The sequence below is a fragment of the Paenibacillus turicensis genome, from assembly GCF_050461185.1.
Lineage (GTDB): Bacteria > Bacillota > Bacilli > Paenibacillales > Paenibacillaceae > Fontibacillus > Fontibacillus turicensis_A.
This window is the reverse complement of sequence record NZ_JBCMOR010000012.1, coordinates 71293-91039: the sequence shown is the minus strand read 5'-3', so window position 1 is coordinate 91039 and position 19747 is coordinate 71293. Positions and strand designations below refer to the sequence as shown.

Below are 19747 nucleotides of genomic sequence, written 5' to 3'. Positions count from 1 at the left end.
TCACTCCTACAGTAGGTTTTCTATCTCTTTCATAAACTGCTCAAAGCTCGTTACTTGAGCTAAAGCTTTACGAATTTCATCCTTTTCCATCATTAATAGCAACAGCTTACTGATTTCTTTATGCAAAAAAAGTTGTCCCCCACGTAAATTAATAACAAAAATAAATTGTGCAGATTTCCCTTCATTTACAATGGGCTTTGGTAAAATGGTAACGTTAATACAATCCTTAATCGCACTCATCCGCATTGGATGCGGGCCAGCTACACCATGGGTATAAATCGTCGTAAACTTCTCTTCACGCACTAATACCTGCTCAATAAACTCAGCCTCTGCAAAACCATATTGAACAATTTCCTCGCAGCGTTCAGTAAGCAAATTCATGTATTGATCCGGTCCATTTAAATGGAACAACTCTGGTCTAAACAGCTCCCTAAAATCAATAAATTTATAAGAAGGTTGTGTATGATTGATTTGGATTGCAATAATCTCTTTAATTCTATGAACCTCGGAGTCATCCAATAGGTGCTTAATATGAATTACGGGTTTATCTGTAATGTCCATTTCAAGCGGAACCGTAGTTAAAATCAAATCAATCGGTTTCTTTGCAATTTCATCCATCTCATTTTCAGACGCGGTAATTACGGAAGCATTAGGGAACACAGATTCAAGTTTTAGCCTAATCAACTGCGCACTACCTCCACCCGTGGAGCAAATGACCGCAATACGCTTGAACTGCTCCAGCTTTCGTTGTTTCATCCGTTCTAGATGTGTTGCAAAATGAAGGGCAACGTAACCTGCCTCATCCCTTGACATCCAAAATCCGTATTCTTCCTCAATAATCTCTGCGAATCGAAACGAAATCACAAACACATTTGCGTATTGACTATACACATCTTCTACTAACGGATTATTAAGCTGTAGATTGTAATAAAGTCGATTAAGCAGCGGGAACATGTGTAGTAACAATGCTTCTCTTAAATGCTCATCCTCATTAAAGCTTGTAAGAAATTCTTCATCAAGCCGCTGTAAAATAGAGCTTATCCCTTCTTTAAGCTGTTTTTTCTTATCTACACTTATATGCTCCATGATCGTTTTACCTGAAATATGCAGTGCCAAATAATCAATTTCATCACTTGGGAGCGAAATTTCGTAAAACTTATAAATCCATGCTGCAATCTTTTGTGCAATATCCCGATATAAGGGCTCTGGTGTTTTAGGCAATTTTTGTCCAGTGACGATAAAATTATTTTTTGTTACACGGAAAAGCAAAATAAATATATGCGTCACAATATTATTCAGGAATACATCAGAAATTTTCAGTTCTTTCTCTCTTAACACCTGCAAAAGATAGGACCTTAGCTCATCACTATTAAACTCACGCTGAAACTGTTCAAATTCCTCCGCAGGCTTAATAAACTCACTATTGTTAAGAACAAAATGTGAGAAGGCCTTCCGGTAATTTTGTTCATCCCCCTCAATTCTCATCCCATAATGGGCACGTCGATTTAAGGTTAGTGAGAAATGGGCTAAGCGTTGCTCCACCTCTTTGAGATCAGAAACGACCGTTGAACGACTAATGCCCATCTCATCCGCTAACTTCTCCATGGAGGTAAAGCTATTGTTTTGAAGAAGGTAAAATAAAAGATAGCGCTGACGGTCTTCTTTATTATCTAGATCAATCATGCTAGATTTAAAATGTCCCTGCTCCTGATAACGTTCAAAGCTAGCTTCATCTTCAATTTGCAGTAAATAACCTTGACCCCGAATCATTTTAATGCGGAACCCATACTGCTCCCCGCTTTTTTCAAGAGATCGAATAATATCACGAACCGTTCTTTCCGATAGTCCTATTTCCGCAATTAGCTCACTCATTTTGACAGGGTAAGGATAGGCGGATAGTAGGATATTAATAACTCTTAGTTCCCTCATTACATTCCCTCATTTTTTGATACTAGTATCACGTACAACAACATGCTGGCCACATGTCCATAGTACAAGTACGCGTTTAATAAGAACAGTTTGTATTCTGCAATCTATAACGGCAGAAAATAACGGATACATCACATCACTTTAATTTGACCTATGCTAAAATACTTCTACATTTCATTAGCAAGGGGATAAACTTACATGAATATAGACTTTGCTACAGTTGTTGCCAAACTTCAAACTTACCAGTCACAGGTACATTTAAACCATTTGGACCAGCTACCACTGTACCAATGCATACATGTTACTCAAAATAGCACCACACCTAGTACATGGGATGATGAGACTTTTGATATGGAGATAACATTTGATGCAAATACGATATATATTACCGATTGTCTGCAATTGCTTGAACTTATGCTAAAAAAGCAATGTCCACACATTGTTTATGTGAATAGCACTTCTATCCCGGTCTCAACCAACTTTCAGGGGAATATTATACAAATTTTAAATAGCACCCTTCCCCTCATTTATAATCAAATCCAGCTCATGCTAAAAACAACCCAATCGCTTACCTCGGATTGTGAAAAATTATACAATCTTCTATTAGATGATGCGGGCTTACAGGAAATCATTGATGCGGCTTATATCATGTTAAATAACCCTATTGCATTATGTGACTTGTCCTTTGTATTAATTGCAGCACCAAAGCAATTGAGTAAAGATACTATCGTAGCAGAGTACATTGACACCTACAATACAGCAAGTGATTTTAATAAATTTTATAACGTATATCGAGATAAAGGTTTTTTTGAAAAGGTTTCGTTACAGCAAGGGCCTATGATTGTGAAGGATGCGGATGTGGATGATCTTACTTATCTGATTAGTCATGTGAACGTGCAGCAAAAACCAGCGGCTTTCATATCTGTACTCGAATATAATCATCCTTTTAACGACTACGATGTTGAGTTGCTAGCTGTATTAAGCAAGGTCGTCGCCTTAGAAATACAAAAAAGTGGTTATACCCAACATATTAAGCAATCTCAAAATGAATATTGGATGTATCATTTATTAGAGGAGCATCCTTTGCCGAATTTAATGGAGCAAAGCAAGTCCTTTTTACAGGCTACGGGTTATGCAAATAAGTTTTGTGTAATGGCGATCGAAATTGAAAAGCATGCAAAGCAGAATACAATGTTACCATTTATTCAAAAAAATATAACAGCAAGCTTTGGACATACGATTACATTGCTTTACAACAATCATATTACTGTCTTACTGCCTATTCATCATGAGCAGAGATTTAAAGAAGAGGTCGAGGAAAAGCTATTCCATTTTTTAAAACAAAACGCATTATTATGTGGGATTAGTCAGCCCTTTGAGCAAATAAAGGAATTGAAGCATCATTATTTACAAGCGGCTAAAAGTATTGAGCTAGCAATACAGCTTCACGAGGAAAAAAAACGATTATTTTTATATGAAAATTATGTACTTTATGATTTGCTAAATATATATTCGAGTCCTAATCAACTCAAGCATTTTTGCCATCCAGGGTTATTAAAGTTAATGCATTACGATAACACCTACAATACTTTATTTATGATGACGTTATATCAATATTTAATTCAAAACTGCAACCAATCCAAAACAGCAAGTGTATTACATATCCAGCGTAGCACCTTACTTTATCGTCTTAAAAAAATTGAGGAGATCATGGGTATTATGTTAGATCAAGCGGAGTCTCTGCTACAACTGAATATCTCATTTAAAATTTTGAAATTTATTGGAGAATTTTAAAACGAAGGGGCAAGGAGATGGTGGAGACTGCCTTTAAAAGCGGTTGAAGCCACTCTCTGCACCATTTCCTCTTCCTTCATATGTCGTCGTCAACCACTAATTATTATTTAAAGTCGCATAAGCTGCGGCACTTTCACCAGCAATACGTCCAGAATTATAGGCGAAACCTAATGTACCCCCTTCGAACATGACATAGCTATTGCCATACATGCCCCCTGCATCACTACCTACTGCCCATAAACCAGGGATAACCTTTTCATTGTCATCTACAGCTTGCGTATGTTGATTTACCTTTACGCCACCAAGTGTCGTTAATGTTCTTGTGACTACTTTAACTGCATAAAATGGTCCTTGATTTAACTTACTCAAATACTTGCTATCCTTAAAGAAATCTGTATCTTTATTTTGTCCTGCCATGTCTGCATAACGCTTAGCAGTAGCTTCAAAGCTTTGCTTGTCCATCCCTGCTTTTTCACCAAGCTCAGCTAAGGTTGATGCGCTGACTACAACGCCTGTCTGCTCTCCTTCTTTTAAGAAAGGGGCTAGATCATAAGGTGTTTCCTGTTGTTTATTTAAAGCAACGGTATCTACGGGCTCATTAAATTCCATAAAGCTTTGTGGCTTGTTCTTCCAACGACTATACACATCTACAATGCCAATCGTTCCTTTTTGTTTGATTGTATTTACAGTATCTTGATCAAACACAATCCAAGTCATCGCATCAGGTTGTTCATAGATTGCATTACCCATTGCGGCATATTCAAACACAACTTCTTCATTTGTAAACCGTTCGCCATTTTTATTTACCCATAATAAAGGCAAGCTACCAATTGTCCATATATCGCCTGCTGTTTTCATGCCTACACTTTCCTTAGCACCATTGAGATAAAAAAATTGGCCTACATCTTCACCATAATGGGCAGCTCCACTATCCCATGCCATTTTCAAGCCATCACCTGTAGCAGAGGAGATTGAACCTAACGGTGCCTTTTTACCAAAGTGCTCAGCCATCATTTCCGCATTTGCAGCATAACCCCCTGTTGCAAGAATAACGGATTTAGCCTTAATCACATATTTACTGCCATCCTTCTTCTCTGCATTAATGCCGATTACTTCGCCTTTTTCATTCGTAATCAACGATTTACCAGCCGTATCGAAATAAATCTCCCCACCCTTTTTCTTAATCGAATCATGCAAGGCAGTAATTGCTTTAAACCCACCATCTGCATAACCTAAAAATGCATGAGGATCATTAACATGATCAGGTTGTCCACCTACACCTGGATCAATTAATTTAAAACGAGCGCCATTTTCCATAAGCCAATCCACTGTTGAGCCTGATTTTTCAATAACATTACGAACAAGCCTTGCATTTGCTGTATTGTTACTTGCTGTCATATATTCATGGTATAACCACTGCGATGCATCTGGAACCTTAGCCTCCTTCTGAAGCTTACTTCCAGTAGCAAATAGTCCGCCTGCCATCGTTCCTGCTCCTGCTGGAATTGAAGTTTTTTCTAGTAAAATAACTTTACTTCCTGCATCCACCGCAGCGAGAGCAGCTGCTGTTCCAGAAGCACCAGCACCAACGACAACCACATCTGTAGTTAGGTTTACCGTTTTAATTTCCTTACCCGTATTTGTAGATTTCACAGCTAATTGTTTTGGATCAGCACCCGCTTGCTTCACACAATCCGTTACAGCTTCCAATATTGCATTACTTGCCATCGTTGCACCTGAAACTGCATCTACTGCAAGACTTTGTGACTCTACAATGAGTCCTGGCATTTTATCAATTGCGGCCTCACCAACACCGCCTGTTTCTGAGTTTTTAAGTACTTTTACAGCCACAATTGCATGTTCACTAAACTCGGTCTCTACTTTTATTTCTCCATTATGACCTTTTGCGGTTGCAGTATATTTCCCTGCCTTAAAGTTTATTACGTTATCTGACGCTTTTTCTCCACTTGTGATTTTTTTCACTTTATTGACCGCTTGATTAGACTTATTAGCCGAATCAGAAGTACAGCCTACCACACTAACAACTAACAATAAACATAAAATACAAGCCATCGTTCTTTTAAAACTTTTCATCGTTTTTCCCTCTTTCTATGCCTTATCTGTCTCATGCTTATATGCTAGCATAGCAAGAGGGAATTCCGATTCGTCAGATTGCATCAAAAATACTATTGCTTTTACTACGATTTGTACAGTTGTTCAAAGATTTAATTATTAGAAAATGAAGCGTCTACGTCTCTCGATCAAAAGAATCGCTAATAGGTCAAATAAAACTAGTGGTAATATAAACGGTACCAATGTGGCATGAGCTTTGCTGCCTTTGTTATGAACCCCACTAACTTTCAAATAAAGCTTCCCATCTGCTACCTTCTCAATCGTGCCATATAACGTTGCCCCTGTTTTTGTTTTAATTTTTACTTGTTTGTGAAGATAACGCTTTGCTTTTTGATATTGCCAATTTTTTTTGTTCATGAAAAAAATCACCTCCGTTGAATATAGCAATATATGCTTTATTTAACGAAGGTGTATAGGCTTTTGATCTATAAAGTTGCGTGTCCATTTACATTTAGATACCTGGCCAAAGCATTATTCTTCCAAAAACCATAAGCATAATAATAAATGGCTGTGCAAAACCAAATATAGCGCACAAAATAGATGGACGATATAACGTAGATTTTCCCCTTGTGAAATAAGAGATGACGAGTGCGAACATCCCTAGTGTCACAGATGTCAATGAACCCATAATAAACAAATACGAAAATGTATTCCCTAGTGGTGAGCCCGTAGTTAAATCTAATGACCCCTTGATCGAGTCCGTATACCAGAAAAATAATAAGTAAACTACAAAGGGAAGATTGGCTACAATCCCTGTTACTAAGGTCAACATCCCCGTTGCCTTTGGCGATAAAAAACGAATACGCATGGACTGATACACCTGTACAGCTTCTTGAAAATGATCAGGCTTCACTGCTTTGTAAACTTCTCTCACTAATATAATCATCCGAACGATAAAGTAAATGGAGACAGAGAACAAAATCCATTGCGTATGGCTAAAATAATCTCCGAAGCCAAAATTAATGACGCGCACAAGTATTGCTACTAGGGTATAGACTCCATAGGCTTTGCCAATTCGAGTCAGCTTACTAGCTAACTCCTCAGTTACCTCATTAAATTGAATAAATGCTTTAAAGGCGATTCCAACAATGATCAGCAATAAAATTAAAGTAATACTATCTAAGACTGGAGCAATCCATAGCTCATTTGAGATCGATATGCCACGCTTGAGAAACCATGCGACACTTAATACATATTTGGCAAATACCCAGAGGAGCATAATATTTGCGACTAATGAAGCTTTTTTGAAATGAATATACTCTTTCTTTAAATCAGATAAACCATGGCACAATAAAGCAATCCCGATTAAATCAGGAAAAAAATCACTACCAAATAACTTGAATTCAAACAAAAAGGGAATTGACCATAAAATACTGCTCAAACTAAAACTCACCCTTCCTCTCATTTCACTTCATTTTAGTAGCTTATCACACAATTCCCTTGTTGTCAGATAAATTGAAAGCGCTTATTACGATAATTAAAAGTTAAAGTTTTATATCCCTGCCCATAAGAGAAATCTGCCTGGGATTGACATCGCAAACAGGATAAGCAATGGATGGGCCATAGCAAAAAGTGCTATCAGGGATGCTGAGCGGGAAAGTGTTGTTTTTACTCTAGCTGAATTCGTCACAAGCAATGCAACAATTCCCACAATCACCGAAATAATCCCACCTAGAACAAATAAATAGGCGAAGGCAAAACCAATTCCTGCACCCGCAGTCGGATCACTTTTATCTATTGAAGAATCCATATACCAGAAAAACAATGCATATCCTGCGATCGGTAAAGCTGAAATAATTGCAAGAATGAATCCGATAATCGTTGGTGAATCAGCAACTGCCCCTGCTTGTACTGAATTCACAAAATTTTTAGAAATGTAAGTCTTAAATACTTGGCTAACTATAATAATGAAGCGAACAATTAATAAAACAGAGAACGCAAATGCTATCCATTGAAATTGGTCAAAGTATTCACCATAAAATAAACTCATCCCTCGAATTGCAATAGCTCCGATCGTATATACAGCATAGACATTTGCTAATGTAGTCAGTTTACTTTTTAGCTCTATAGGAAGTTGTTCAAGTTGCAGCAATGCTTTCCGACCCTCAAATACAATCATTGCAAGCAATACAAGTGTAACGATGTCTACAATCGGCGCAATCCACAGCTCGCTAGACAATAGAGCACCTTCGTTTGTTAATAGCCATGTCACGCTCAAAAAATATTTAAATGTAACCCAGCCTACCATTATTTTTACGAAAAGCATTAATCGATTGAATTGATTAAATTGAATAGACTGTTTTTTCAAGCTCAATAGGCCACGACATAACAAAATGATCCCCAAGAGATCTGGAATAAAGTCAATACCAAATAATTTAAATTCAAATAAAAAAGGAATCGACCACAAAATACTACTCAAGTTAAAACTCCCCCATCCTCTCAATCGCTGTCATTTTAGTAGCTTATCACAGACACTACCTAGTTGTCAGATTTTACGAAAACGCTTCGGCAGATAAGCTTATTCAAACTATCTTTAACCTATTTGAAACGGAATTCAAACGTATTTTTACTTTGATCTTTCACACATTTGTCACAAAAATACAAAAGAGGGTGATTTTATTTTTGTCCCACTTGAGGTGAAATCCGTTATAATGAAAAATTATATGTATTTGTTGTATTTCATATTAGGGGGATTTATTTTGGAATCAAATCAAGCTCCATTACAAAAAAAGCTTCGTCCTAGACATATTACCTTTATGGCAATGGGAGGGGTTATCGGAACAGGAATTTTTAAAGGTAGCGCAGAGACAGTTGGGGTTGCAGGACCTGGTGTTGTGGTATCGTATATTGTCGCTGGTTTATTGCTCCTTGTTGTTATGGGTGCCATCGCTGAAATGGCAACCGTATATCCTAATATGAACATGAAGGATTTTATTAGTAAGGCTTTTGGCCAACGTGTGTCTTTTATTGTCGGTTGGCTTTACTGCTTTCTATGGTTAACGGTTTGCATCATTGAAGTGATAGCGGCGGGTAGCTTCCTACAATTTTGGTTACCTAATGTCCCTTTATGGGTGTTAAGCCTAGCTTGTGCTGTCATCATTATTTTAATGAATTCATTTAGTGTTAAGAGTTATGGGGAATTTGAGTTTTGGTTAGCCGGTATTAAAATCGCGATGATTATTATTTTTATCATCTTAGGCGCAAGCATTCTCTTTGGAATTTTGCCTGGATTTGACCATTCCTTTTCCTATAACTTTACAGAGTATGGTGGGTTTTTCCCAAATGGATGGACAGCGATCATTCCAGCACTCATTGTTGTTATGTTCTCGTACGGCGGTTCTGAGCTCATCGGATTGACACTGACCGAAGCAGAAAACGCTGAAAAGGTTGTTCCTCGTGTCGTTAAAAGCTTTATTTTACGTGTTATTTTATTTTACACCTTGCCTATTCTTATTATTTGTGGATTAATTCCATGGAACCAGATCAGTGAACAATCGAGTCCGTTTGTTCAGGTATTATCAACCTCGGGCTTACAAGGTGCTACACATATTATGAACTTTATTCTCATTACCGCTGTATTGTCTGCAGGCAATTCTGGCATTTATGGCGCAACACGGATGCTGCATTCCCTTGCTAAGGATGGAGAAGCTCCACCTGCATTAGGCAAACTTTCAAAAAAAGGGGTTCCTGTAAATAGTCTTAAATTATGTGCCATTATTTTATTATCAGGTAGTGTAATTGCATACTTCGTTCAAGATCAGCTATTTCCTTTACTTATGGCTGTTCCGGGGTTTGTCGTATCCACCGTGTGGCTTGTCATTTGTATCACTCAACTGAAGTTACGTAAAAATTACCCCGTTGAGCCTAGCTTTAAAATATGGGGTTTCCCTTGGTTAACGATTTTCACCATTGTTTCACTTTCAGTCATTGGGGTTCTCTTCTTATTAGATAGCAGTAAACGAATTAGTATTGGCATCTGTATACTTGTAATGATCTTACTTGTCATCTGGTCTTTTGTGAAATTCAGACCTGTTCGTGGCAAAAAGTAGGCATTGACCTTGAAGCGGATAGACTGAATGAAGTAAAACTCAGCCTATCCGTTTTTTTCATTCTCTCTTCCGTTCCCCCTGTTCGTTGACCATGCTACAATATAATATAAATTACATTTCTATAATCAAACATAAACATGGAGGAAGCGATGTCCGCCACACTTGAACCAAGTCACTTACAATCACAAAATACGAAAGTAAAGCGTTCTTTGGCTTCGATATTAATGGGGCGTATAAAGCAAACCTTTCAATTTGACACTCTCTTTTGGCGTACTGCTACGATCGGTTCGTGGAGTGTCACGATATTAACCTGCCTTTTTTTAGCCTTGAGTCTACCTACTGGCTTTGGTCGCACCTTTGATTTAATGCTATTTTCTATCCTAGGTACGGCGATTTTTTGGATTGTGTCACATCTACTTGCTGTTATCATTGCCCTTACTGGTGTAAAGGTACCACGATTATATGTAGCCACCGTATTATGTAACGCGGTAAGCATATTTTTTATTTTTTATGAGGATGATAGCTCACTATTGATTTCCATTTTATTTGCCTTTCTATTAAGTATAGGTGGAATGATTATTGGCTTACTCAGTGCTACCTTATTATGTAAAAATGTATCAAGCTTTTGGAAGCTTACGATATTAGCATGCTTTCTTATTATTTTAATCGGAAATTTTATTCCTGACTTGATTTCAACCACAACGCAATCTGCTAACAATCAGGCAGCAGATAAGGCTTCAAATTCAGTTGCAGATGGAGCTACAGACTCAGCTTCTGATTTAGATTCAAATTCAGATTTAGATTCGATTTCAGACTTAACTTCATTCTCTGATTTCGATGTAAATCCAGCAGAAGAGGTAACAGATCCCGCTTTAGCCAATCCAGCTCTAACTGGCAATCATGCTGTAAGTTATTTTACTTATGGAAGTGGAAGTAATCGACGTCTTGATGAGTTTGGGGCAAATGTAGATGTATATTCCAATCCAGTGGATGCGTCACAATTTATTACGAATTGGTCTTGGTATCGGACATTTTTTTGGGGATTTGATGAAACCACCTTGCCCTTAAATGGACGGGTTTGGATGCCCGAAGAGGATGGAAAATACCCGCTTGTACTCCTTGTCCATGGCAATCATATTATGGAGGAATTTTCAGATGAGGGCTACAATTATTTAGGACAATTACTTGCAAGTCGTGGTTTTGTGGCGATCTCGATTGATGAAAACTTTCTTAATTATTCTAATTATTCAGGTATTCCAACAAATGATATGAAGGTTCGTGCATGGATTTTGCTACAACATCTAATGCAAATTGAACAGTTTAATCAAGCTAAGGAAGTACCTTTATACAATAAAATCGATATGCAAAACATAGCGATTATGGGACATTCTCGCGGTGGACAAGCAGCCGCTATGGCAGCGGACGGAGCTAGTTGGTTTAAGGATGAGCAACTACAACGATTTAATCAGCAATATCCAATTAAAACTGTAATTGCAATTGCACCTACAGACAAACAGGTGGATAAAAAATATACAGACCTAACAAACATAAATTACTTAACGATCCAAGGGGCTATGGATGGAGATGTCAGTGATTTTGATGGAGAACGTCAATACGCTCGAACAACCTTTAATAACGAAAAGGAGAAATCAACGGAAAATCCATGGATCAAATCCACACTTTATGTAGAGGCTGCAAATCATAGTCAATTTAATAGTGAATGGGGCTCAAGGGATATCAGCTTACCTCAAGGATTATTTCTTCGCCGTTCAGATATTATTGATACAGCTAGTCAGCAAGAAATCGCTAAAGTATATGTGACTGCATTTTTAGAAGTAACATTAAAGAACAAACATGCATATGTGCCTTTATTTCAGGATTATCGGAACGGGGAAGCTTGGCTACCAGCAAGCACATATTTTAATCGGTATGAGGATAGCTCCTTCGTAGTATGGTCTACATTCGAGGAAAATATGAGTGAAACGTCATTGCCATCCAATGGAAAAATTATCATTAATAGAGTCACCACACACAAGGAAACTTATAAAAACCGAAGCCAATCTAGTAAAAATTCGAAGGGGCTTAAGGTGGAATGGGGAAACTCTGATTTATATTCACCTAACGAAGTGGCTAGTTTAAGCTTGCACTGGAAGCAAGGCGCACCCACTACAGCAACAAAAAATACAACCCGTGTTTCCTTTTCACTAGCTAACCTTAACTATTTACTAGAAAACACAAGCGAAGCAATGGAGATCGACGTTGAAGTTCATGATGTACATGGGAATAATGCAATTCTTCCCTTATCTCAGTTTCAAAATATTCTTGAACCACCTGAAAGCACTTTTACATGGTACAAATGGATGGAGGATTACATTAATGATGGAAAATATGAAGAAGATACCGAGGCAATTATGCAAACCTTTATTTTGCCACTAAAGGTGTACACACAAAATAATCCTAAGCTCGATACAACTTCATTAGAAGGCATCACCTTCCATATGAAGAGTAGCTCAGGATTAATTATGCTAGACGATATTGGTGTGTATTAAGGCTTAGGAACAAGCTTATATATTTCCCCGCTTTCCATTGCATCAATGAGTTTATCAAGCCATTCGTAATATTGGATGGCTTCTTTCATTTTTTGTTGATCTTGTACTAACACGTTACGAACGGCATCACTAAGGTCAGCTTCACTCTGAAGCTGTTTTTCCATCTCGGCAATGGATCTTCTTAACACAAGCATATTACTTTCCACAGCTTTTCTCCATTTAATAGCAAAAAAGTCCGTAAAAGTCTGATACCAGTCACTTTCCACTTCATAGAGATCCTTGCGTGATCCTTTTTCCCATACCTTATTTACCATTTTAAGATCAAGCAAGGTACGTACGCCAGTACTCATGCTCGTTTTGCTCATACTCATCTCTTGACCCATCTCGTCCAATGTCATTGGCTTATTTGCAAAAAATAATAAACCATATAAATGACCCGTCGAATGTGGAACACCATACAAGTCCATGTTTCTTCCGATAACTTCTATAACACGCTTTCTTATTTTTAATAATGTAGTGTGTTGTTCTGGTGTAAGTTGATCTAAGCTCATATTACCGAGCCTCCTTCATAATGTCTATTCTATATTAAAAAAGTACCTGTGAATTGTAAAGGACTCATTCGGGTAGCATTTGGGAGCATACGGGAGCATTCCTTAAATTCTATTCGTACAGTTTTTTCTGTACGTACTTTACGAACAGTTATTACGGTTGTGCTAAAAAAATCTTTTTGTTACACTAGTAGGCACGAGAACAACAGAAATTAGATTTAAGAGGGGTGAATAGTTTGAAGAATTCTATTTTAGAAGTCCAAAACGTCACCAAATTGTTTGGTCCCAATCTTGAAACGGGTCTTCAACTTTTGGAACAAGGGCATACCAAGGAAAGTCTAGCTAGCAGAGGAATTACTGTTGGCGTGAACAAGGTTAGCTTCGACATTAAAGAAGGCGAGATCTTTGTCATAATGGGGTTATCCGGAAGTGGAAAATCCACTTTGGTTCGGATGTTTAATCGTCTTATTGAGCCTACATCAGGTAAAATTTTGATTCATGGTAAGGATTTACGCAAAATGAACAAAGCTCAATTGCGTGAAGTTAGACGTAAAAGTATTAGTATGGTTTTTCAGAAGTTTGGATTGTTTCCACACCGTACCGTACTGCAAAACGTGGAATATGGACTAGAGGTCCAAAACATAAACAAGGAAGAAGCACGACAAAAGGCGTTACAATCTTTGGAGCTCGTTGGCCTAAAAGGCTGGGGAGATAAAATGCCAGATGAGCTAAGTGGTGGGATGCAGCAGCGTGTTGGACTTGCAAGAGCACTTGCCAATGATCCAGAAGTACTGCTGATGGACGAAGCATTTAGTGCGCTTGATCCACTTATGCGTAGAGATATGCAAGATGAGTTATTAGAATTACAAGAAAAAATGCGCAAAACGATTATATTCATTACGCATGATTTAGATGAAGCACTTCGGATAGGTGATCGCATCGCTTTAATGAAAGATGGTGTGCTTGTACAGGTTGGTACCCCAGAAGAAATGTTAACTCAACCGGCGAATAGCTATGTTGAACGCTTTATTGAGGATGTGGATTTATCCAAAGTACTAACAGCTTCTCATGTGATGAATCGTCCTGAGACGATAACGCTGGATCGCGGACCACGTGTTGCACTTGAATTAATGCGCAAATTAAAGATTTCTAATCTATTTGTTATTGATCGGGCTAAAAAGTTGCTGGGTGTTATTACAGCAGAAGATGCGTCTCGTGCAGCAAAGCAAGGAGAAACATTGTCTCAGATTTTAATTACGGATGGTCCAGCTGTTTCACCTGACACGTTATTAGGCGATATGTTTGAGCTTACTAGCTCTGCCAAAGTGCCTGTTTCCGTCGTAGACGAAAATGGTAAATTGCTTGGCGTGATTATTCGTGGTGCTTTACTTGGTGCCTTAGCAGGCGATGTAAATGTAAAGGAGGGAAATGCCAATGACACCGAAAATTCCACTCGCTAATTGGATTGATATACTTATTCGCTGGATGGAGGATCATTTAGGTTCACTCTTTGGCGCAATCTCTTCTGTCATTGAGTTTATTGTAACTTGCTTTACTTGGGTTTTTATGTTGCCACATCCATTATTGTTTATTGCTATTTTAGGTATTATTGCATATGGAATTGGGCGCATACCATTAACACTATTTACAGTTATCGGGTTTTTACTCGTTGATAATTTAGGTTACTGGACACACACAATGAATACGTTAGGACTCGTTGTTACGTCCGCATTATTATCCGTCATTATCGGTATTCCGATCGGGATTTTGTGTGCGTATAGTAAAACACTTCATCGGATTGTTTCACCAATCCTTGACTTTATGCAAACGATGCCCGCATTCGTATACCTCTTGCCTGCTGTTTCCTTTTTCAGCATCGGTGTCGTTCCAGGGGTTATTGCATCCGTTATTTTTGCAATTCCACCTACGATTCGTTTAACGTATCTAGGAATTAAGCAGGTTTCTGCAGAGCTTGAAGAAGCGGCAGATGCCTTTGGTTCTACCTCATGGCAAAAGCTTATTAAAGTAGAGCTACCACTTGCAAAATCCACCATGATGGCTGGGGTTAACCAGACGATTATGTTATCCTTATCGATGGTTGTTATTTCCTCAATGATTGGTGCTGAGGGTGTTGGTGCTGAAGTTTATCGTGCAGTTACACAGCTTAAAATAGGTCAAGGTTTTGAGGCTGGTTTAGCTGTTGTTGTCCTTGCCATTGTATTAGATCGTTTTACACAAAATTTATTTAAAGCAGGTCATAAAAAATCTGTTGCTCCAGCTTCTGCGGGAGCTAAAAAGATTCGATTTTCTCGTAAATCTATCCTAACAGCTAGTTGCTTCGCAGTTATTTTAGTTGGTGGTATTATTCAAGCTGTAGCACAAAGTGGTGGGTCAGCTAATGTCAATGCTCAGATTCAAGGCACTGGCGAGGAAGGTTCCAAATATAATTATCAGATTATCGGGATTGATCCAGGTTCAGGAATTATGAAATCAGCTAACCAAGCTTTAACGGATTATGATCTAAAAGGCTGGAAACTAGTTGAAAGCTCTAGTGCAGCGATGACTGCCACTTTAGATAAAGCGATTCGCAACCAAGATCCAGTTATTATTACTGGCTGGACACCACACTGGATGTTCACTAAATATGATTTAAAATATTTAGATGATCCTAAGAAAACATTTGGTGAGGCGGAAGAAATTCATACCATCGCTCGTCTTGGACTAAAGGAGGATCAGCCAGAAGCTTATCAATTCCTGCAAAACTTCAAATGGACCTCTGACGAAATGGGCGAAATTATGATTGATATTCAAGATGGTAAAAATGCATCAGATGCTGCCGCAGATTGGGCAAAAGCGCATCCTGAACGTGTACAGGAATGGATCAAAGGCATAAAGCCTGTACAAGGTAAAAGCTTAAAACTTAGTTATGTTGCTTGGGACTCTGAAATCGCAAGTACACATTTAATCTCTTATATTTTAGAACATGAATTAGGCTTTAAAGTTACTGCATTACAGGTTGAGGCTGGACCAATGTGGACAGGAGTCGCTAACGGTGACGTTGATGCCAGCATCGCAGCATGGCTACCACTTACACATGGTGACTATTGGGAGAAATTTAAAGATCAGCTTGACGACATTGGCGCGAACATGACTGGCGTACGAACTGGATTTGTAGTTCCTGCTTATGTGGATATTGATTCGATTGAGGATTTAAATAAGTAAATGGGGACGTCAAGAGGGTTGTTTCACTCGCTGTTAAAATTAGATTCCCTTTATTGTAATAAATTAAGGTAGGAATCTAATTTTAAAGGCGACCATTTCATTGTTCCACAATCCCTCTTTCCTACGCTGGTAGGACTGAAGGGTAAAAAAAATATATACACACTAAGAAACCATCCCGGGGCGGGATGGTTTCTTCATATATAAATTAAGAAGAGGGAGTACTATTAATATAAAGCTACTTCCTTAAAATCACCTTACCGTAACCTGAAAATAGCATTAAAATTTAAATTTTGTTGTTCTTTTTAATAGAGTGATACTAAAAGGTGATAGTTTTAGCTCATTTAGCTCCTTCTCCACTCCTTCATCAGCTAATACATACGTATATTTTTCTTTATCTAATTGAAGTAGCTTCTGTTCAGCGGTATAGTTTTGTAAAAAAATATAATCCTGCTCCCCATCTGTACGGACATGAGCAGTAACCCCGTCTGGAAAGTTAGTATCTATTGCACGTGTAAGATTGAGCTTGTTCATCAATATGCTATAAAAATCGTCATAAAAAGGTGCTTCAAATCGTGCTGCCAAATAATACGCCTCACCTTGACCTAGATAATTAACCGTTAAAGCAGGTCTCCCTGCGTAAAAGTCAGACGCATAGGTTCCAAGTGCCTTTGCACCCTCCAAATGGATTAAGTCACACAATTCAACGGCATCATAATGAGAAGTAAGGCCAAGTTTATTATTAGTTAAAGGAATCAAGCCATTATATTGCTCATCATGTAAGCCATCAATTTCCTCTGACCATATTCCTAACGTTTGACGCAGTGGTCCTGGGAAGCCACCCAAAAAACACAAATCATTTTCATTAACAATCCCCGACCAATAGGTGGTTACAAATGTCCCTCCCTGCTCTACGAACTGCTGTATCCGCTCTCCAACGCCTTCCCCTACTAAATAAAGCATCGGTGCAATCACAAGCTTGTATTTAGATAAGTCTTCATTCATATCAATCACATCTACGGCTATCCCTTGCTTCCAAAATGCCTCGTAATGCTGTTCCACTGTTTCTTCATATTTAATTCCTATATTACGTGGTCCTTGCGCATCCTTCACTGCCCAACGGTTTTCCCAGTCAAATATAATGGCAACTTCCACAGGTACAGTTGTCCCCACAATTTGTCCCATCTTGGATAAAGCGTTGCCTACGTCAGTTACCTCTTCAAAGACACGTGTGAACTCATGTCCAACATGGTCAACAACTGCACCATGCAGCTTTTCACTAGAGCCACGGCTTTTTCTCCATTGGAAATATTGAACACTATCTGATCCATGTGCAACAGCCTGCAACGAAGATAATAGATGCATACCTGGACGTTTAAGCTTGCTTACATCTTGCCAGTTTGTAGCACTTGGAGAGCTTTCCATAAGTAAAAATGGTTGTCCTCCCTTCATCGCACGCATGATATCATGCATCATTGCAGTATGTCTCGCCTGTACTATGTCATGCTCTGCATCATGCCATGTCGGATAGCTATCCCAAGACAACACATCTAACAGAGGTGCAATTTTGTGATAATTTAAACCTTCATAAAAACCCATAAAATTAGTTGTCACAGGTAAGTCAGCATTACATTGCTTTAAAGGCTTGATCTCATGCTTAATAAAGTCAGCGGTCTGATCCGTAACAAAACGACGCCAATCCAAATTCATACCATGAACTTGTGTTTCACCATGTGGAGCTGGTGATTCAACCTGATTCCAGTCCGTAATCGTATGGCTCCAAAACGTTGTCCACCAAGCCTCATTAAGCTCATCCAATGTATCATATTTATTTTTTATCCAGTCGCGAAAAGCCGCCTGACAGTAGTCACAATGGCATTCTCCACCAAATTCATTGGAGATATGCCAACCAATTACTGCGGGATGTTCAGCATAACGCTTTGCTAACCGCGTATTTATAGCTAACACCTTTTCCCGATAAACCGGTGAGGTATAGCAATGGTTATGACGAAAACCATGTAAATTACGAACCCGATTAGCTTCCACGCGGAGCACCTCAGGATACTTGGCAGACATCCATGCAGGTCTAGCGCCACTTGGCGTCGCTAAAAAAGCATAAATCCCATTTTCCGCAAACGTATTTAAAATTAGATCTAACCAGTCAAACGTATATTTGCCTTCCTCTGGCTCTAATGAAACCCATGAAAAGATACCGATAGACATCACGTTACATTTTGCTAGCTTCATTAAGCGAATGTCCTCCTGCAAAATTTCAGGATACCTCAGCCACTGCTCTGGATTATAATCCGCACCATGAAGCATGTGCGGTAGTTTGTTACTAATCGGTTGGTATTTATGTGCCATAAATGAGCAACTCCTTTTTAGTTTGAATCTTAATTTAGGCTCTATTTATAAATCAGTACTTGCCAACGACGCTAGAAGCTACGCTCCAGAGAGTTCTTACGATTGTTATTAAAACCATATTCCTTTTTATTGAAGTCTATTATGGATGGAATTTGATTTTAAGAGACAATTCCAGAATCTCTCTGTCTCTTCGCTAGTTTGGAATGTCTATAAAGTACTGTTTTCAAGTTTGAGCCTTAATTAAATTTGTTTACTTAAATGAAGGACTTAACCCTTCACAGAACCTAAAGTCATTCCTTTAACAAAATACTTTTGCAGGAATGGATAAACGATTAAAATTGGAGCACTTCCGATAAAAATCTGGGCGGCGCGCACTGTCGTTTGCGAGATCATTTCCATCTCTTTTGGATTCATGCTCATCGTGCTCATATCTCGTTTTATGATGACCGTCTGCATAAAGGTCGCGAGCGGATAATCCTTTGCTTCATTTAGATATAACAAGCCATCAAACCAAGAATTCCAGTGAAACACCATGCTGAACAAGGCAATCGTAGCGATCGAAGGCATAGAGATTGGGAGAAAAATGCGAAATAACGTTTTAAAATGATTTGCACCATCAATCATTGCCGCTTCCTCTAGCTCTTTTGGAATGCCTCTAAAAAAGTTAAGCATTAATATTATGAGAAACGTATTTACTACGCCTGGAAGCACAAGCACCCAAAAGTTATTCATTAATCCGATTTTTTGAATGACCATATAAAACGGGACAAGTCCACCATTAAAAATCATACTGAACACAAATAACCACGAATAAATGTTACGCCCCTTAAACTCACTATTTTCCTTTGATAACGGATACGCCGCCAAAAAAGTCACCAATAATATAATTGAGGTTCCAATGACCGTTCGTAATACAGACGTCCATAATGAGCTTACAAATATGGGATTATTCATTGTTTTCTTATACGCTTCAAAGGAAAATCCAACAGGCCACAGGCTAACAAGGTTAGCATCGGCGGCGGCCTTTGTACTAAACGATACGGCTAACACGTGGATCATCGGGACGATACATAAAATAGCGATCAAGCATAACAGACACGTATTAAAAATGTTAAAGATGCGATACGATCGTGATTTGTAGTACATGGCAAATCCCTTCTTT

The 19747-nt window shown here is 38.4% G+C and carries 13 protein-coding genes; 5 read left to right on the top strand and 8 right to left on the bottom strand.

All coding sequences use genetic code 11. The annotated features are described in order from the left end of the window. Positions 1-6: 6 nt before the first annotated feature. Positions 7-1929 carry a BglG family transcription antiterminator gene (locus ABE099_RS16535; protein WP_430032190.1) on the bottom strand — a complete coding sequence of 641 codons (1923 nt, stop codon included), beginning with the start codon at positions 1927-1929 and terminating at the stop codon, positions 7-9. Between the two features lie 198 nt (positions 1930-2127). On the opposite strand from ABE099_RS16535, the gene ABE099_RS16530 reads away from it, so the two are divergent. Next, positions 2128-3723, top strand: coding sequence for a PucR family transcriptional regulator (locus ABE099_RS16530; protein ID WP_430032189.1), 1596 nt, complete (start codon positions 2128-2130; stop codon positions 3721-3723). 96 nt (positions 3724-3819) lie between these two features. Here the strand turns inward: ABE099_RS16530 and ABE099_RS16525 are convergent, their stop codons facing one another. The 4 genes from ABE099_RS16525 to ABE099_RS16510 all read right to left on the bottom strand — a co-directional run bounded on the left by ABE099_RS16525 (position 3820) and on the right by ABE099_RS16510 (position 8275). After that, on the bottom strand, positions 3820-5817 hold the full coding sequence (locus ABE099_RS16525) for an FAD-dependent oxidoreductase (RefSeq protein ID WP_430032188.1): 1998 nt from the start codon (positions 5815-5817) through the stop codon (positions 3820-3822). Positions 5818-5955: 138 nt separating this feature from the next. Next, positions 5956-6213 carry a hypothetical protein gene (locus ABE099_RS16520; protein WP_430032187.1) on the bottom strand — a complete coding sequence of 86 codons (258 nt, stop codon included), beginning with the start codon at positions 6211-6213 and terminating at the stop codon, positions 5956-5958. A 94-nt stretch (positions 6214-6307) separates the two neighbouring features. Then, positions 6308-7237 carry a hypothetical protein gene (locus ABE099_RS16515; RefSeq protein WP_430032186.1) on the bottom strand — a complete coding sequence of 310 codons (930 nt, stop codon included), beginning with the start codon at positions 7235-7237 and terminating at the stop codon, positions 6308-6310. A gap of 111 nt (positions 7238-7348) precedes the next feature. Continuing rightward, complete coding sequence (locus ABE099_RS16510; RefSeq protein ID WP_430032185.1) at positions 7349-8275, bottom strand: hypothetical protein; 927 nt, start codon at positions 8273-8275, stop codon at positions 7349-7351. Between the two features lie 280 nt (positions 8276-8555). Between ABE099_RS16510 and ABE099_RS16505 the strand changes: the two genes are divergently transcribed. Then, entirely contained in the window at positions 8556-9905 is a 1350-nt protein-coding gene (locus tag ABE099_RS16505; protein ID WP_430032184.1) for an amino acid permease, read from the top strand. Between the two features lie 149 nt (positions 9906-10054). Beyond that, entirely contained in the window at positions 10055-12454 is a 2400-nt protein-coding gene (locus tag ABE099_RS16500; RefSeq protein ID WP_430032183.1) for a chlorophyllase/cutinase-like alpha/beta fold protein, read from the top strand. Here the strand turns inward: ABE099_RS16500 and ABE099_RS16495 are convergent. Beyond that, positions 12451-13005, bottom strand: a complete 555-nt coding sequence (locus ABE099_RS16495) for a GbsR/MarR family transcriptional regulator (protein ID WP_430032182.1) — start codon at positions 13003-13005, stop codon at positions 12451-12453. The two genes, ABE099_RS16500 and ABE099_RS16495, sit on opposite strands and share 4 nt — an antisense overlap. 233 nt (positions 13006-13238) lie before the next feature. Between ABE099_RS16495 and ABE099_RS16490 the strand changes: the two genes are divergently transcribed. Together ABE099_RS16490 and ABE099_RS16485 are read left to right on the top strand one after the other, a co-directional pair. Next, the gene (locus ABE099_RS16490) at positions 13239-14462 is read left to right on the top strand and encodes a quaternary amine ABC transporter ATP-binding protein (RefSeq protein WP_430032181.1); all 1224 of its coding nucleotides are present in this window, start codon (positions 13239-13241) and stop codon (positions 14460-14462) included. Further along, positions 14437-16224, top strand: a complete 1788-nt coding sequence (locus tag ABE099_RS16485) for a glycine betaine ABC transporter substrate-binding protein (protein ID WP_430032180.1) — start codon at positions 14437-14439, stop codon at positions 16222-16224. The genes ABE099_RS16490 and ABE099_RS16485 overlap by 26 nt, the downstream gene beginning before the upstream one ends. A gap of 276 nt (positions 16225-16500) precedes the next feature. On the opposite strand, the gene ABE099_RS16480 is transcribed toward ABE099_RS16485, so the two are convergent. Further along, positions 16501-18585, bottom strand: coding sequence for a beta-galactosidase (locus ABE099_RS16480; protein ID WP_430032179.1), 2085 nt, complete (start codon positions 18583-18585; stop codon positions 16501-16503). 267 nt (positions 18586-18852) lie between these two features. Next, on the bottom strand, positions 18853-19731 hold the full coding sequence (locus ABE099_RS16475) for a carbohydrate ABC transporter permease (RefSeq protein WP_430032178.1): 879 nt from the start codon (positions 19729-19731) through the stop codon (positions 18853-18855). Positions 19732-19747: the final 16 nt, after the last annotated feature.

Coding starts and splice junctions, on each gene's coding strand:
- ABE099_RS16535 (WP_430032190.1), bottom strand. CDS start 1,929: ATGAGGGAACTAAGAGTTATTAATATCCTACTATCCGCCTATCCTTAC.
- ABE099_RS16530 (WP_430032189.1), top strand. CDS start 2,128: ATGAATATAGACTTTGCTACAGTTGTTGCCAAACTTCAAACTTACCAG.
- ABE099_RS16525 (WP_430032188.1), bottom strand. CDS start 5,817: ATGAAAAGTTTTAAAAGAACGATGGCTTGTATTTTATGTTTATTGTTA.
- ABE099_RS16520 (WP_430032187.1), bottom strand. CDS start 6,213: ATGAACAAAAAAAATTGGCAATATCAAAAAGCAAAGCGTTATCTTCAC.
- ABE099_RS16500 (WP_430032183.1), top strand. CDS start 10,055: ATGTCCGCCACACTTGAACCAAGTCACTTACAATCACAAAATACGAAA.
- ABE099_RS16495 (WP_430032182.1), bottom strand. CDS start 13,005: ATGAGCTTAGATCAACTTACACCAGAACAACACACTACATTATTAAAA.
- ABE099_RS16485 (WP_430032180.1), top strand. CDS start 14,437: ATGACACCGAAAATTCCACTCGCTAATTGGATTGATATACTTATTCGC.
- ABE099_RS16480 (WP_430032179.1), bottom strand. CDS start 18,585: ATGGCACATAAATACCAACCGATTAGTAACAAACTACCGCACATGCTT.
- ABE099_RS16475 (WP_430032178.1), bottom strand. CDS start 19,731: ATGTACTACAAATCACGATCGTATCGCATCTTTAACATTTTTAATACG.